This is a genomic window from Streptomyces sp. STAM6 (assembly GCF_054963715.1).
The window spans coordinates 17,962-32,200 of record NZ_JBUEFZ010000027.1; the positions used below are offsets into that span (position 1 = coordinate 17,962).

13 protein-coding genes are annotated in these 14,239 nt (G+C 72.2%); 4 read left to right on the forward strand and 9 right to left on the reverse strand.

What is annotated here, in order from left to right:
* Positions 1-79: 79 nt before the first annotated feature.
* On the reverse strand, positions 80-1,606 hold the full coding sequence (locus tag ACY34K_RS25655) for an MFS transporter (protein ID WP_462751101.1): 1,527 nt from the start codon (positions 1,604-1,606) through the stop codon (positions 80-82).
* A gap of 61 nt (positions 1,607-1,667) precedes the next feature.
* On the opposite strand from ACY34K_RS25655, the gene ACY34K_RS25660 reads away from it, so the two are divergent.
* A complete protein-coding gene (locus tag ACY34K_RS25660; RefSeq protein ID WP_462751102.1) occupies positions 1,668-2,624 on the forward strand; it encodes a helix-turn-helix transcriptional regulator in 957 nt (318 codons plus the stop codon).
* 119 nt (positions 2,625-2,743) lie between these two features.
* On the opposite strand, the gene ACY34K_RS25665 is transcribed toward ACY34K_RS25660, so the two are convergent.
* Positions 2,744-3,754 carry a sigma-70 family RNA polymerase sigma factor gene (locus ACY34K_RS25665; RefSeq protein ID WP_462751103.1) on the reverse strand — a complete coding sequence of 337 codons (1,011 nt, stop codon included), beginning with the start codon at positions 3,752-3,754 and terminating at the stop codon, positions 2,744-2,746.
* A 148-nt stretch (positions 3,755-3,902) separates the two neighbouring features.
* Here ACY34K_RS25665 and ACY34K_RS25670 point away from each other — a divergent pair, with 148 nt between their 5' ends.
* Positions 3,903-4,481, forward strand: a complete 579-nt coding sequence (locus ACY34K_RS25670; protein ID WP_462751104.1) for an N-acetyltransferase family protein — start codon at positions 3,903-3,905, stop codon at positions 4,479-4,481.
* Here the strand turns inward: ACY34K_RS25670 and ACY34K_RS25675 are convergent.
* Positions 4,478-5,263 carry a dioxygenase family protein gene (locus ACY34K_RS25675; RefSeq protein ID WP_462751105.1) on the reverse strand — a complete coding sequence of 262 codons (786 nt, stop codon included), beginning with the start codon at positions 5,261-5,263 and terminating at the stop codon, positions 4,478-4,480. The genes ACY34K_RS25670 and ACY34K_RS25675 overlap by 4 nt on opposite strands.
* A 101-nt stretch (positions 5,264-5,364) precedes the next feature.
* Between ACY34K_RS25675 and ACY34K_RS25680 the strand changes: the two genes are divergently transcribed.
* Complete coding sequence (locus tag ACY34K_RS25680) at positions 5,365-5,895, forward strand: MarR family winged helix-turn-helix transcriptional regulator (RefSeq protein WP_462751106.1); 531 nt, start codon at positions 5,365-5,367, stop codon at positions 5,893-5,895.
* A gap of 20 nt (positions 5,896-5,915) precedes the next feature.
* Here ACY34K_RS25680 and ACY34K_RS25685 read toward each other — a convergent pair whose 3' ends face one another.
* From ACY34K_RS25685 to ACY34K_RS25705, 5 genes are all read right to left on the reverse strand, one after another.
* Positions 5,916-7,031 (reverse strand): YeiH family protein, encoded by a 1,116-nt coding sequence (locus ACY34K_RS25685; RefSeq protein ID WP_462751107.1) that lies wholly within the window; start codon positions 7,029-7,031, stop codon positions 5,916-5,918.
* A complete protein-coding gene (locus ACY34K_RS25690; protein WP_462751108.1) occupies positions 7,031-7,582 on the reverse strand; it encodes a cysteine dioxygenase family protein in 552 nt (183 codons plus the stop codon). Before ACY34K_RS25690 ends, ACY34K_RS25685 begins: the two co-directional genes overlap by 1 nt.
* 100 nt (positions 7,583-7,682) lie before the next feature.
* Positions 7,683-8,588 (reverse strand): LysR family transcriptional regulator, encoded by a 906-nt coding sequence (locus ACY34K_RS25695; RefSeq protein WP_462751109.1) that lies wholly within the window; start codon positions 8,586-8,588, stop codon positions 7,683-7,685.
* A gap of 92 nt (positions 8,589-8,680) precedes the next feature.
* A complete protein-coding gene (locus ACY34K_RS25700) occupies positions 8,681-10,213 on the reverse strand; it encodes an MFS transporter (RefSeq protein ID WP_462751110.1) in 1,533 nt (510 codons plus the stop codon).
* A 96-nt stretch (positions 10,214-10,309) separates the two neighbouring features.
* Positions 10,310-10,960: a TetR/AcrR family transcriptional regulator gene (locus tag ACY34K_RS25705; RefSeq protein ID WP_462751111.1), complete on the reverse strand. Its 651-nt coding sequence runs from the start codon at positions 10,958-10,960 to the stop codon at positions 10,310-10,312.
* 237 nt (positions 10,961-11,197) lie between these two features.
* On the opposite strand from ACY34K_RS25705, the gene ACY34K_RS25710 reads away from it, so the two are divergent.
* Positions 11,198-12,475: a M6 family metalloprotease domain-containing protein gene (locus tag ACY34K_RS25710; RefSeq protein ID WP_462751112.1), complete on the forward strand. Its 1,278-nt coding sequence runs from the start codon at positions 11,198-11,200 to the stop codon at positions 12,473-12,475.
* Here the strand turns inward: ACY34K_RS25710 and ACY34K_RS25715 are convergent.
* Positions 12,448-14,142 (reverse strand): class I adenylate-forming enzyme family protein, encoded by a 1,695-nt coding sequence (locus tag ACY34K_RS25715; RefSeq protein ID WP_462751113.1) that lies wholly within the window; start codon positions 14,140-14,142, stop codon positions 12,448-12,450. The genes ACY34K_RS25710 and ACY34K_RS25715 overlap by 28 nt on opposite strands.
* Positions 14,143-14,239 lie beyond the last annotated feature (97 nt).

Genomic DNA, 14,239 nt, shown 5'->3' on the forward strand with positions numbered 1-14,239 from the left:
GGCCAGAACGGGCATACGCGACGAGGCCCGGCCCGGGTCGTTCCCCGGGCCGGGCCTCGTTCGCCTCCGTACGGACCGCTCAGTGCGCGAGCACCGCCTCGGGCTCGTCGCGCAGCGGCTCCGCCACCGCCTCGCCCTCGACGTGCTGCTTCGGCCGGCCGGGCAGCGCGAACATCACCAGGAAGATCACCGCGAGTACGGCGACGACCCACCACAGCGAGTTCTCGAAGGCGTTCACGAAGGCCGTGCCGACGGCGGAGGGCGTGGTCGCGAGGCGCTCCTCGTCGATCGTCCCGAAGAAGACCACCGACACCAGGCCGAGGCCGAGCGCGGTGCCCATCTGACCGGTCGTGTTGATCAGGCCGGACGCCGAACCCGCGTGCTCACGCGGCACCTCGGACAGCACCGCGTCCGTCAGCGGCGCCACGATCAGGCCCATGCCGACACCCATCACGACGAGCGGCAGGGCCATCTGCCAGGAGTGGATGGCGGTGCCGTACCGACCGGCCTCCCAGATGTAGATCAGCAGCCCGGCGGCCATGGTCAGCGCACCCGCCTGCAGCACCTTCCGCCCGAAGCGCGGCACCAGCTTCTGCACGGACAGACCGGCCGCCGTCGACACGGCGAGGGAGAAGGGAACCCCGGTCAGTCCCGCCTTCAGCGGGGTCCAGCCCAGCCCTATCTGCATGTACAGGGTCCACACCAGGAAGAAGATGCCCATCACGACCCCGAAGGTGAGCTGTACGGCGATACCGGCGGCGAAGCTCTTGACCCGGAACAGCGCAAGCTCGACGAGCGGCGAGCCGTCCTTGCGGGTCTTGTACTTCTCGTACGCCACGAACGCGCCGAACACGACCAGGCTGCCCGCCATGCAGACATGACCCCACAGCGGCCAGCCCAGCTCACGGCCGCGCGTCAGCGGGTACAGCAGCATCAGCAGCCCCAGCGTGACCAGCGCGACGCCCGCGAGGTCGAGGCGGAGCGCCTTGTCGGCACGGGACTCGGAGATGAACTTGCGGCCCAGGATCAGTCCGGCGATGCCGACGGGCAGGTTGATCAGGAAGATCGGCCGCCATTCGAGACCGAACAGGTTCCACTGGGTCAGCAGGGCGCCGAGGAGCGGACCGGACACGGCTCCCAGGCCGACGATCGCGCCGAACATCCCGAAGACCTTGCCGCGCTCGTGCGCCGGGAAGGTGACGTGGATGATCGCCAGCACCTGCGGCACCATCATCGCGGCCATCGCGCCCTGGAGGAGGCGGGAGGCGACGAGCATCTCCGGGTTCGCCGCGAAGCCGCAGAGCGCGGAGGCGACGGTGAAGCCGGCGATGCCGACGAGGAAGAGCCGCCTGCGGCCATAGATGTCACCGAGGCGGCCGCCCGTGATGAGCCCGGCGGCGAAGGCCAGCGCATAGCCCGCGGTGATCCACTGGATCGCGCCGAAGGACGCCGAGAGGTCCCGCTCGATACTCGGGATCGCGATGTTCACGATGGTCACGTCGACGAGGTCCATGAAGGCTGCCGTCATCACGATGGCCAGGGCGAGCCATCGGCGCCGGTCGGCGGCACCGGGCACGGCTGAGGGAGGGGAGGTCTTGGAGGTCATGCGGAAAACCTAGTCGGCGTATAGGCCAGATCGTGTCCTAGATGAGCCGCATCCTGGAACCATGACCGACACTCCGGCACGACTTCTCCAACTCCTGTCACTGCTCCAGACGCCGCGCGAATGGCCGGGCAGCGAGCTCGCCGGGCGGCTCGGCGTGAGCTCGCGCACGATCCGCCGCGACATCGACCGGCTGCGCGACCTCGGCTACCCCGTCGAGGCGACGAAGGGCGCGGTGGGCGGGTACCGGCTGGTCGCCGGGGCCGCGATGCCGCCGCTGCTCCTCGACGACGAGGAGGCCGTCGCGATCGCGATCGGGCTGCGCGCGGGCGCGGGCCACGCCATCGAAGGCGTCGAGGAGGCGTCCGTACGGGCGCTGGCGAAGCTGGAGCAGGTCCTGCCGTCCCGGCTGCGCCACCGGGTCTCGACGCTGCAGAACGCGACGATCCCGCTGACCCGCGGGGACGGCGCGACGGTGGCACCGTCCACGCTGACCGCGCTGGCGGCGGCGGTCACGGCGCAGGAGCGGCTCCGGTTCGGTTACCGCGCGGGGGACGGCGCGCAGACGAAGCGGCAGGTGGAGCCGTACCGCCTCGTCTCCACGGGGTGGCGGTGGTACCTCGTGGCGTACGACCTCGAACGGGAGGACTGGCGTACGTTCCGGGTCGACCGGGTCAGCGAACCCTTCCCGACCGGGGCGCGCTTCGCGCAGCGAGAGATGCCGACGGGAGACGCGGCGCAGCTGCTCTCCCGGTCTATCCACCGGCAGCAGCCGGAGCACGAACTGGACGTCACCTTCGCCGCGCCCGAGGAGTTCGTGGCGGCGCGCCTCCCGTCCCATCTCACGCCGACCCCGCTCGACGACGGCACATGCCGGCTGCGGGTCCGGGCGACGGACTCCGTGGAGTGGCTGGCCCTCCGACTGGCGCTGGTGGACTGCGAGTTCACGGTCCACGGCCCCAAGCCCCTCGCGGCCTACATGGCCCACCTGGGCGCCCGCCTGACGCGCTCGGTGAGCTGAGCCGCGGCGCAGCGCGGCCGGGCGCCCTCACTCCCCCGCCCTCGCGCCGGTTCGGCCCGGCGCCCGGCGATCACCACCCCGCCCCCGGGGCTCGCCCGGGGGCGGGGCGTCGTGCGCGGTCAGGCCGCGGCGTCGAAGCCGGTGTCGCGGGCCAGCCGCTTCAGTTCCAGCAGCGCGTGCTTCTCGATCTGGCGGATCCGCTCGCGCGTCAGGCCGTGCTCCTTGCCGACCTCCGTCAGCGTCCGTTCGCGGCCGTCCTCGATGCCGTACCGCATGCGGATGATGGAGGCCGTGCGGTGGTCGAGCCGGCCGATCAGGTCGCCCAGCTCCTCGCTGCGCAGCAGCGTCATCACCGACTGCTCGGGCGACACCGCCGAGGTGTCCTCCAGGAGGTCGCCGAACTGCGTCTCGCCCGCGTCGTCGACCGACATGTTCAGCGAGACCGGGTCACGGGCCCAGTCCAGGACGTCGGTGACGCGCTCCGGGGTCGTGCTGAGTTCGGTCGCGATCTCGGCGGCCTCCGGGTCCCGGCCGTTCTCACGGTTGAACTCCCGCTGCACGCGCCGGATGCGGCCGAGCTCCTCCACCAGGTGGACGGGGAGCCGGATCGTGCGCGACTGGTCGGCGATGGACCGCGTGATGGCCTGGCGGATCCACCACGTCGCGTACGTGGAGAACTTGAAGCCCTTGGTGTAGTCGAACTTCTCCACCGCGCGCACCAGACCCGCGTTGCCCTCCTGGATCAGGTCGAGGAGCGGCAGCCCACTGCGCGGGTACCGCCGGGCGACCGCCACCACGAGGCGCAGGTTGGAGCGGATGAAGACGTCCTTCGCGCGCTCGCCCTCGAGGGCCAGGCGCTCCAGCTCCTCGCGGGAGGCGCCCGCGGAAACGGCCCCCGCCTCGCTCTCGATCTCGCCGTCGAGGATCTGCCGGGCGTACACCCCCGCCTCGATCGTCTGGGACAGCTCGACCTCCCTGGCGGCGTCGAGCAGGGGCGTGCGCGCGATCTCGTCGAGATACATGCCGACCAGGTCGCGGTCGGCGATCTCCCCGCCCACGGCGCGAACGCTGCTGGCCCGATCGGTCCCGGTGGTGGCGGACTGGCTACGGGCGACGGCACGGGTTGCCATGCGAGCTCCCTTACTGAGTAGGTCGCGACACCCTCCCGGGTGCCCTGCATCCGACGGAAACAACGACTGGAATCCGGACAGAATTCCCATGCCACCCATCGATTTTCGTGATCATGCAGTACCCTGTCCCGCCACCCAAGGAGGACGGATGCCGCAGGAACCGGCGGAGGTGCAGGTCAGGCCGGGGACGGAGGCTGACCTCGCAGGCCTCACGGAGCTCTACAACCACTACGTCCGTGAGACGGCGATCACGTTCGACACCGCGCCCTTCACCCCCGAACAACGGCGTCCGTGGCTGCACTCCCACCCTGAAGACGGCCCCCACCGCCTTCTGGTTGCTCGGGATGTCCGAAATGTTCTTGGGTACGCGTCCAGCGGTCCCTTCCGGGCGAAGGCCGCGTACGGGACCTCCGTCGAGGTGAGCGTCTACCTCTCCCCCGAAGCGGCGGGCCGCGGCATCGGCACCGTGTTGTACGAGCGCCTCTTCGAGGCCCTCGCCGACGAGGACGTCCACCGCGCCTACGCCGGGATCGCGCTGCCCAACGAGGCGTCAGTACGCCTGCACACGAGGTTCGGCTTCCGCCACGTGGGCACGTTCCGCGAAGTGGGCCGGAAGTTCGGCCGGTACTGGGACGTGGCCTGGTACGAGAAGGAGTTGCGCGGCCCCGCGGACACCGGCGCCGCGGACACCGGCGCCGGGGTGCCGAGCGCCGGGTCGGCGGCCTAGCCGAACTGGACCGACCGCTTCGCCAGCCCCATCCAGAACCCCTCGATGACGCTCCGTCCGGCACCGAGGTCACCGGTCGCGTCGGCGGCGCCCAGCGTCACGAACAGCGGGGCGAAGTGCTCGGTGCGCGGATGGGCGAGCCGTCCCGCCGGGGACTTGCGCGTGAAGTCGAGCAGCGCGTCCACGTCCACGGCCTCCAGCGCCCGCCGCCCCCAGTCGTCGAACTCCGCGGACCAGCCGGGGATGCCGTCGTGCCGCAGGGCGGCCAGGTTGTGGGTGAAGAACCCGCTGCCCACGATCAGGACGCCCTCGTCGCGCAGCGGCGCCAGCCTGCGCCCGATCTCCATCAGTCCGGCGGGGTCGAGGGTGGGCAGGGAGATCTGGAGGACGGGGACGTCGGCGTCGGGATACATCTCCACGAGCGGGACGTACGCACCGTGGTCGAGACCCCGGCCGGGGATGTCCTGCACGGGCGTGCCCGGCGCGCGCAGCAGCCCCCGCACCGCGTCGGCGAGGCGAGGGGCGCCGGGGGCGGCGTACCGCACGCCGTAGTAGTGCTCCGGGAAGCCCCAGAAGTCGTACACCAGCGGCAGGGTCGCGGTCGCTCCGAGCGCGAGCGGGGCCTCCTCCCAGTGGGCGGAGACCATCAGGATCCCGGTGGGCCGGGGCAGGTCCGCCGACCAGGCGGCGAGCTCACCGGGCCAGACCGGGTCGTCGGCGAGCGGCGGCGCGCCGTGCGAGAGGTAGAGGGCGGGCATCCGCCCGCTGGTCGTGGCGGTCATGACGGCTCCCGAGGGTGTCTTCCATGGTAGCTGCTTTAACCTTCAAGCTTTCTCGTCCACGACCGTAACGCGGGCTAGTTTAATTTTCAAGAAGCCGTAGAGTGGGATACATGAACAGGGCACCCGAGGGCGGGACGGAGCGGGCGGAGGAGCCGCGCTGGCTCACCGACGACGAGCAGCGCGTCTGGCGCGCGTACCTCCACGCGACCACGCTGCTCGAGGACCACCTCGACCGGCAGCTCCAGCGCGACGCCGGGATGCCGCACATCTACTACGGGCTGCTCGTCAAGCTGTCCCAGGCGCCCCGCCGCCGGATGCGGATGACGGAGCTGGCCAAGGACGCCAAGATCACCCGGTCCCGGCTGTCGCACGCCGTCGCCCGGCTGGAGAGGAGCGGCTGGGTGCGCCGCGAGGACTGCCCGTCCGACAAGCGCGGCCAGAACGCCTGCCTGACCGACGACGGCTTCGAGGTCCTGAGGCGGAGCGCGCCCGGCCATGTCGCGGCGGTGCGCCAGGCCCTCTTCGACCGGCTCACGGCCGACCAGGTGGAGCAGCTCGGCGAGATCATGCGGGTGATGGCCGAGGGACTCCAGCCGGCGGAGCCGGGCGCCGACCTCCCCTGGCTGCGTTAGCGCCCGGCGGACGGGCCCGCTCAGGCGCCCGCGGTCAGCAGGACGCCGGCGTAGGACGCCGCGGCGATGAGCACCCAGGCGGTGAGCCCCAGCGCCGCGACCCGGGCACCGGTCCGGGCGAGCGTCGGCAGGTGCACCGCACTGCCCAGGCCGAACAAGGCGGCGGCGAGCAGCAGTTCCTGAGCCGTACCGGCGACGGTGAGCACCGGTGCGGGCAGCACCCCGGTCGTACGCAGGACCACCATGGCGAGGAACCCGGCGACGAAGAGCGGTACGAGCGGCGGCCGGGCACCACCCGTCGAGGCGCGGCCCCGGCGGCGGGCCGCCACGACGAGGGCGGCCACCAGCGGCGCCAGCAGGGCGACCCGCATCAGCTTGACCAGCACGGCCTCGCCGAGAGCGGCCGGGCCGGCGGTCTGCGCGGCCGCCACCACCTGGCCGACGTCGTGGACACCGGCGCCCACCCACCGGCCGAACTCCGCGTCGCTCAGCCCCAGCGGCCCGTGCAGCAAGGGCAGTACGGCCATGGCGAGCGTGCCGCACAGGGTCACCAGGGCGACGGACGCGGCGGCATCGTCGTCGTCACTGTCGCGCACCGCGCCGACCGCCCCGATGGCGGAGGCGCCGCAGATCGCGTAGCCGGTCGCGATGAGCAGCGGCTGGTCCCCGGGCAGGCCCAGGCGCCGCCCGAGCCACCAGGTGCCGGCCAGGGTGGCGGCCACGACGGCGAGCACCATGACGACCGACTGCCAGCCGAGGCCCAGGACGTCGGACAGGCTCAGCTTGAGCCCGAGCAGGACGACCCCGGCGCGCATCAGCCGCTTGCCGGCCAGGGTGAGTCCGGCGCGGCAGCGGCCGCGGACCCGGGTGCGCAGCCAGGGGGTGTGCGCGGCCGCGACGCCGAGGACGACCGCGGCGGTGAGCACGGGGACGGCGGGCAGCGCGAGGTGCACCAGCCAGGCGGCGCCGACCCCCGCGGTGGCCAGGGTGAGCCCGGCCGCGGGGCCGGTTCCGGGCCGCACCGCGAGGCGCGCCCCGATCCGTGCCCCGAAGCGCCCGCGGTGGCCGGTTCCTGGGCGGTCCGGCGCCTTGTGGCTGCCGGTGACGGTGTGGGTGCGCGGTCCGGCGAGGGCCATCACCGGTCGGCCGGCAGGCGGTAGACGCGCCGGACGCTGGTGCCGAGGCGGGAGATGTCCGCGCCGTAGACGTGGATCGAGAGGGCGGTGTCGGTGCCGCCATTGCGGACGAGGTGGATGTCACCGGGCGGGGCGAAGGAGGCGACCGTGCCGGCCGGGGCGACCACGTCGTCGGTGGCGATGAGCCGGGCGGTAGTGCCGTGCGGGACCAACTGGTAGCGCCGCTCGTGCTCCTCGCCCCGGTGGACGCCGGCCACGCACCAGGAGACGTGGTCGTGGATGGGGGTGGCCTGTCCGGGGAGCCACACGATGGCCACGACGGAGAAGCCGCCGTCGGGTTCGGCGTGCAGCACGTGCTGGCGGTAGCGGTCGGGATCGCCCTCGCACTGGGCCTCGGTGAGCAGGTCGGGCGTACACAGGTGCGGGGCGAGGCGTTCCGCCACGAGCCGGGCGGTCGGCTCCGGAGGCAGTCCGCGTTCCACGGTCTCGCGTATCTCGGCGACGAGGGTGCGCAGGCGCGCGGTGCTGGGGGCCAGGGAGGTCGTGGTCATGACGGCAGCGTCCGGCGGCGGGAGCGGCACGTCCAAGGAGTGTTCTTTGAGGGGGCCCCAGCAACTGCTTATGGTTCGCCGCCCGCGTGCGGCGCCCGGTTCAGCAGCCGACCCTGGCCTCGGCGGAGGCGACGATCTCGTCCAGCATGAGTGCGGTGGCGGGGATCCGCATATGGTCGCGGAGCACGTAGGCGTACACCTGGCGGCGGGTGTGCGGCTCCACGATCCGGCCGGTGACCTGTTTGTGGCAGAGGAAGGACAGCACCAGCTGGGGGACCATGGCGATGCCGACTCCGGCCGCCACCAGGCTCTGCATCACCAGGTTGTCGTCCGTGGTGCAGGCGATGTCGGGGGTGAACCCCTCCTCGGCGCAGGCATGCAGGAAGTTGGCACGGCAGCGCGCGCAGCCGGCGATCCACCGCTCGTGCGCCAGGTCGGCGAGGTGCACGGCGCGGCGCCGGGCCAGTGGGTGGCCGCTGGGCAGCAGGACCGTGACGGGGTCCTCCAGCAGCTGGACCTCTTCGAGTTCGTCGGGGATGTCGACCCGCAGCCCGGGATAGCTGAAGGCCAGCGTGATGTCGCATTCGCCACGGGCCACCATCCGCAGGGACTCGGGCGGTTCGCTCTCCACCAACTCGACCCGTATCCCGGGGTGCTCGGAGGACATCCGGGCCATGGCCTCGGGGATGATCGTGGCCCCGGCGCTGGGGAAGGCGCAGACGCGTACGCGCCCGGAGCGCAGCCGCGCGATGGCGTCGATCTGCTGCTGGGCGGCGGCGAGGCTGTCGAGGATGGTGGAGGTGTGGCGGGTGAGTGCCTCGCCCGCCTCGGTGAGCCTGAGTCCGCGGCCCACCCGGGTGAACAGAGGGGTGCCGACGTCGCGTTCGAGGGCCTTCATCTGCTGGCTGACGGCCGGCTGCGTGTAGCCGAGCGAGCGGGCGGCCGCGGTGTAGGAACCGGTCCTGACCACTTCGTGAAAGGTCTTGATGTACCGGGAATCGAACACGTCAGAAGCATAAGCAGAAGTTGGGGTACGGAAATATACGTTTCCCGCCGGGTTCCGAAGAACCCGGCGGGAAACTCCCCCTCGGGAGTGGCTCAGTGGGCGACGACGGGGATCTTCACCTCGTCCTCGGCGGCGCCGCCGCCGGAGGCCCGGACCGAACCGGAGCCCGGACGACCGGTGTTGATGAGGGTCACGGCGATCGCGGCGGAGGCCGCCAGGATGCCGACCGCCCACCAGATGGCGCTGGTGTAGCCCTCGACCATGCCCTGCAGCTGGAGCAGCTTCTGCGCCTGCGGGGAGGTCGCGGCGGCCGCGCGGTCGGCGATGTAGGCGGTGGTGGCGGAGGCCGCGATCGTGTTGAGCAGCGCCGTGCCGATCGCGCCGCCGACCTGCTGCGAGGTGTTCACCATCGCGGAGGCCACACCGGAGTCCCGGGCCTCGACGCCGTGCGTCGACAGGGACATCGCGGGCATGAACGCCGTACCCATGCCGAGGCCGAGCAGCAGCTGCGCGGGCAGGATGAGCGCCGTGTAGGACGAGCCGATCTCCAGCTGCGTCAGCATCAGCATGCCGACGGCGGCGGTCAGGAAGCCGGGTCCCATCAGCAGCCGCGGCGGGACCCGGGTCATCAGCCGGGCGCCGATCTGCGTGGAGCCCGTGATCATGCCCGCGATCATCGGCAGGAAGGCGAAGCCGGTCTTGACCGGGGAGTACCCCTTCACGATCTGGAGGTAGTAGGTGAGGAAGAGGAAGAGCCCGAACATCGCGATGATGGCGAGGCCCAGCGAGAGGTAGACGCCGCCGCGGTTGCGCTCGGTCATCACGCGGAGCGGCAGCAGCGGGTGCTTCACCCTCGCCTCGACGGCGACGAACGCGGTGAGGAGCACGGCCGAGCCGATGAACAGGCCGACGGTGCCGGAGTCGCTCCAGCCGTCGGACTCGGCGCGCGTGAAGCCGTAGACCAGGGCGACCAGGCCGAGGGTGGAGAGGACGACGCCGGGGATGTCGAGCGGCGAGCGGTTGCGGCCGCCGGCGGGCTCACGGATGACGAAGTAGGCGCCGGCCGCGGCGACCACGGCGAAGGGGATGTTGACGAAGAACGTCCAGCGCCAGTCGAAGTACTCGGTGAGGAAGCCGCCGAGGATGAGGCCGACCGCTCCGCCACCGCCGGCGATCGCGCCGTAGATGCCGAACGCCTTGGCGCGCTCCTTGGCGTCGGTGAACATCACGGCGAGCAGCGACAGGGCGGCCGGGGCGAGCAGTGCGCCGAAGACGCCCTGGAGGGCGCGGGAGCCGAGCAGCATGGCCTCGCCGGTGGCGGCGCCGCCGAGTGCGGAGGCGGCGGCGAAGCCGAGCAGGCCGACGACGAAGGTGCGCTTGCGGCCCCACAGGTCGGCTATGCGCCCGCCGAACAGGAGCAGACCGCCGAACGCGAGGGCGTAGGCGGTGATGACCCACTGCCGGTTCCCGTCCGAGATCCCGAGGTCCTGCTGGGCGGAGGGCAGCGCGATGTTCACGATCGTCGCGTCGAGCACGACCATCAGCTGGGCCAGGGCGATGAAGACCAGCGCTTTCCAGCGGCTGGGATCAGGGCTGAGCTCGGGAAGTGAGGACGTTTTTGCCATGGGGGTAGCCACCTGGGGATGCGTATCGGGTGAAGAACGGCGAAAAGGGATGTGCGTAAGGAAGAAGTGTGAGTAAGGAAGAAGGGGAGGCGGGGATCAGGGCTCGCGCCGCATGTCCTCCAGGGTCGCGGGCGCGCCGGGCAGCACGGAGCGCGCGGGCGCTTCGAGGCCGTCCAGGAACAGCTGCAGATGACGGTGGACGAACCGGTCGAACTCCGGGCAGGCGGTGCCGGGCAGCGGCCGGGTGAGCTGGGAGAGGGCGACCAGCAGGTCTCCGACGGCGACGTCGGCGCGGAGCCTGCCGGATTCCTGCGCCCGGTCGAAGAGGTCCTGCACGGCCTCCTCCAGCCGGTCGCGCTCGGCGATCAGTTCGGGGTGGTCCTTGTCGAAGACGCCGGAGAGCATCGGGCACAGCGCGCCGATCCGCTCGTCGGCCGCGGCGTGCGTGAAGCGGCGCAGCGCCTGGAAGGCGTCGGCCTCTTCGGCGGCCGCCGCGAGCGCCGCTTCGGTGGTGCGGGACATCACGGAGAGGACGACCTCGTGGACGAGGGCGTCGCGATCGGGGAAGTGGCGGTAGAGCGTGGCGTTGCCGACCCCGGCCCGGCGGGCGATCTCGTCGAACGGCACGTCGGGGCCGTGCTCGACGAAGATCTCGCGGGCCGCCGTGACGATCCGCTCCCGGTTGCGCAGGGCGTCCGCCCGCGGCCGGGGCGCGCGGCGCGTCGTGGTGCCGGCGGTGCTGCTCACGTCTGCTCCTTGAACCTATCCGGGGACCTGTTCCCCGTTTGTCGGTACGCAAGTTCAAACGGGGAGGCAGTCCCCGGTTATTTCCCCTCCCCCATGTGATCCACATCACTCACCGAAGCGGTCAGAAACCCACGATCGGGCCACCCCGACGCGCGCCCGCGCACCACCCGCCACAGGCTGATCGCAACGGAGAGCAGCACGGATCCGGCCTGCTGCCGCCCGACCGAAGGCGATTGCATGCAGCAGACCCGCCGGCGGATACGCAGACCGGTCGCGCTCGGTGCCGCGACGACCCTCGCCCTCGCCTCACTGGCCACGGCGAGCTCGATCCTTCCCTCCCCGCCCCGCGTCTCGGCCGGCCCCATCGCCACGGAGGCCGCCCCCGACGAGCTCAACCTCGGGCCGTGCCGGATCACGGCGACCGTAGGGGTGCAGATGTCGGAGGGGATGCCCACCGCCCCCGGTTACACCCGCTCCACCGGGCAGGTCCGCGCCCTCAATCTGATGGTCGACTTCCCGGACGCGCCCGGCGAGGGCCCGGCGATGAGCCGCTACGACGAGTTCTTCCCGCAGACCACCGACTGGTTCCGCACCAGCTCCTACGGCCGGCTCGGCTACCGCCCCGAGGCGCCGCTGCCCGGCTGGCTGCGCATGCCGCAGCCGTTCGAGGCGTACGGGATCGAGCGGGGCTCCCCCTATGAGCCGGGCTACCGCCGGCTGGTCGAGGACCTCGTGACGGCGGCCGACGCGAAGGTCGACTTCAGCGCGTACGACCTGGTCAATGTGCTGGTGACACCCAACGCGGGGCCCTCGGCGCTGGACACCGTGCTGTCCGTGACCTTCTCCGGGAACAGCGACGCGCCCTACGCGGACGGGGTACCGCTCGCCAACACGTCCTTCGTCTACAGCCGCCAGGACGACGGCTCGGGCAGCTACCACGAGACGGGCTACCGGGTCCTGCCCCACGAGAACGGCCATGTCTTCGGCCTCCCCGACCTCTACACCGCCGACGGCGGCGGCTCGGTGGGGCACTGGGACATCATGTCCGAGGACTGGGGCGCCAACAACGACCTGCTGGGCTGGCACAAGTGGAAGCTCGGCTGGCTCGACAACGACCAGGTGCGCTGTGCGTCGACGCCCGGCAGCCGCGACTACACCCTGACCCCGCTGGCCCGCACGGGCGGCACCAAGCTGGCCTTCGTCCCGGTGTCGGCCGAGTCCGGGTACGCGGTGGAGGTACGGACGCGGGAGGGCAACGACGAGGCGGTGTGCGAACCGGGCGTCCTGATCTATCGCGTCCAGTCGGACGTGGACACCGGGCAGGGGCCGATCACCGTCGTGGACAGCGACCGGGACAGCGGCGGCTGCACCCGGCGCCCCAACGTCCACGCGGAGCTCTCGGACGCCCCCTACCGGCCCGGCCAGTCGTTCACCGACGAGGAGACCGGCGTCGTCATCGAAGTGCTGTCCGAGAGCGCGAAGGGCGCCTACCGCATAAGGGTGACCCGGGCCTGAACCTGCCCGCGCAGCTCCCGCTTGAGGACCTTGCCGGTGGCGTTGCGCGGCAGCGGCCCCTCCTGGAGGAGGACGTGCGCGGGCACCTTGAACGCGGCCAGGCCGCGCGCGACGTGTGCCCGCAGCTCCTCGGCCCCCGTGGTGGCGCCAGGCCGGAGCCGGACCACGGCCGCGACCTCTTCGCCGAGCCTCGGGTGCGGCACCCCCAGCACCGCCGCGTCCAGCACGTCGGGGTGCTCGTGCAGCGCGGCCTCGACCTCCACGCAGTACACGTTCTCCCCGCCGCGGACGACCATGTCCTTGATCCGGTCGACGACGCTGACCCGCCCGTCGTGCAGGGTGGCGAGGTCCCCGGTCCGGAACCAGCCCTCGGGGGTGAAGGCCGCGGCGGTCGCCTCGGGGTCCTCCCAGTACCCGCGGACCAGGGACTGGCCGCGCAGCCACAGCTCGCCGACCTCGCCGTCGGGCAGGGGCCGCCCGTCCGGTCCGGCGATCCGCACCTCGGTCACCGGGGTGGGACGACCGACGCTGCCGGGGAAGCGGCGGTAGGAGGCGCCGAAGTTCGCGGTGACGCCGCCGCAGGTCTCGGTCAGCCCGTACCCGTTGCGCGGCTCGACGCGTTCGCCGTACCGGGCGGTGAGCCGGCCGACGAGTTCCGGCGGGGCGGCCGCGCCACCGGTGTTGAGGTGCCTCAACGGGCCGAGGTCCCGGCCCGTCGCCGCGGCCTCGTCCAGCAGGTGCAGTGCGGTGGTGGGGACGCCCGCGTAGTGCGTGACGCCGTGCTCGTGGATGAGGTCCAGCGCTTCACCGGCGTTCCACTTGCGCATCAGGACGAGCGTGCCGCCGGCCGCCATCACGGCGTAGAAGGAGGTGAACGCGGCGACGTGGAAGAAGGGGAAGGTCGTCAGCGACACGGGCGCCGGGCCCGCCCCCGGCACGTCGCCGCGCGCCAGGGCGGCCGCGGCGGCCTGGTAGCGGGGGTTCATGGCGGCCGCGGCCTGCGCCAGGTGCGTGGCCACCGCGCCCTTCGGGCGGCCGGTGGTGCCGGAGGTGTAGATGATCGTGGCGTCGTCCTCGGGCCGGACGTCGGCGTCGGGCGGGCCGAGCGCCGGATCGGCGGCCGGCAGGTCCTCGTAGCGCTCGAAGTACCGCTCGAAGGGCCCTCCGTCCCCGTCCGCGGTCTCCCCCGGCCGCCCGTGGAAGACCACGCCCCGCACGCCGTGCCGCTCGGACCAGGCGCGCACGCGCGGCAGCCGTTCCCCGTCGACGAGCAGGACGCGCGGCCGGCAGTCGTCGAGGGCGTACGTGAACTCGTCCTCGGTCCACCAGGCGTTCAGGGGGACGGCGACCAGCCCGGCCAGCTGGGCGGCCCAGAACGCGATCTGCCACTCGGGGTGGTTGCGCATCGCGACGACGGCACGGTCCCCGGGGTGCAGTCCGTACACCTCGACCAGGCGCCGGGCGAGCGCGCTCGCGGACGCGAAGAACTCGGCATAGGTGTACGTCGTGTCTCCGGCCACCAGGAAGGGCCGGTCGCCGAAGGCCCAGGTGGTCTCGACGAACTCGCGCAGGGTGCGCGGCCCGGACACGTACACCCCGTCCACGGCTTCGAAGGGCGCCCCGGGCGCGGTGAGCGGATCGTGCGTCGACGGATCGGTGTACGACACCCCGGGGCCTCTTCCCAAGCGCTTGCTCACTGACTGCGCCCGTGACGCTATGTGCCCGTGCGGCTCCTCGTCAAGGAGGTAGATGCATGGGCCACTT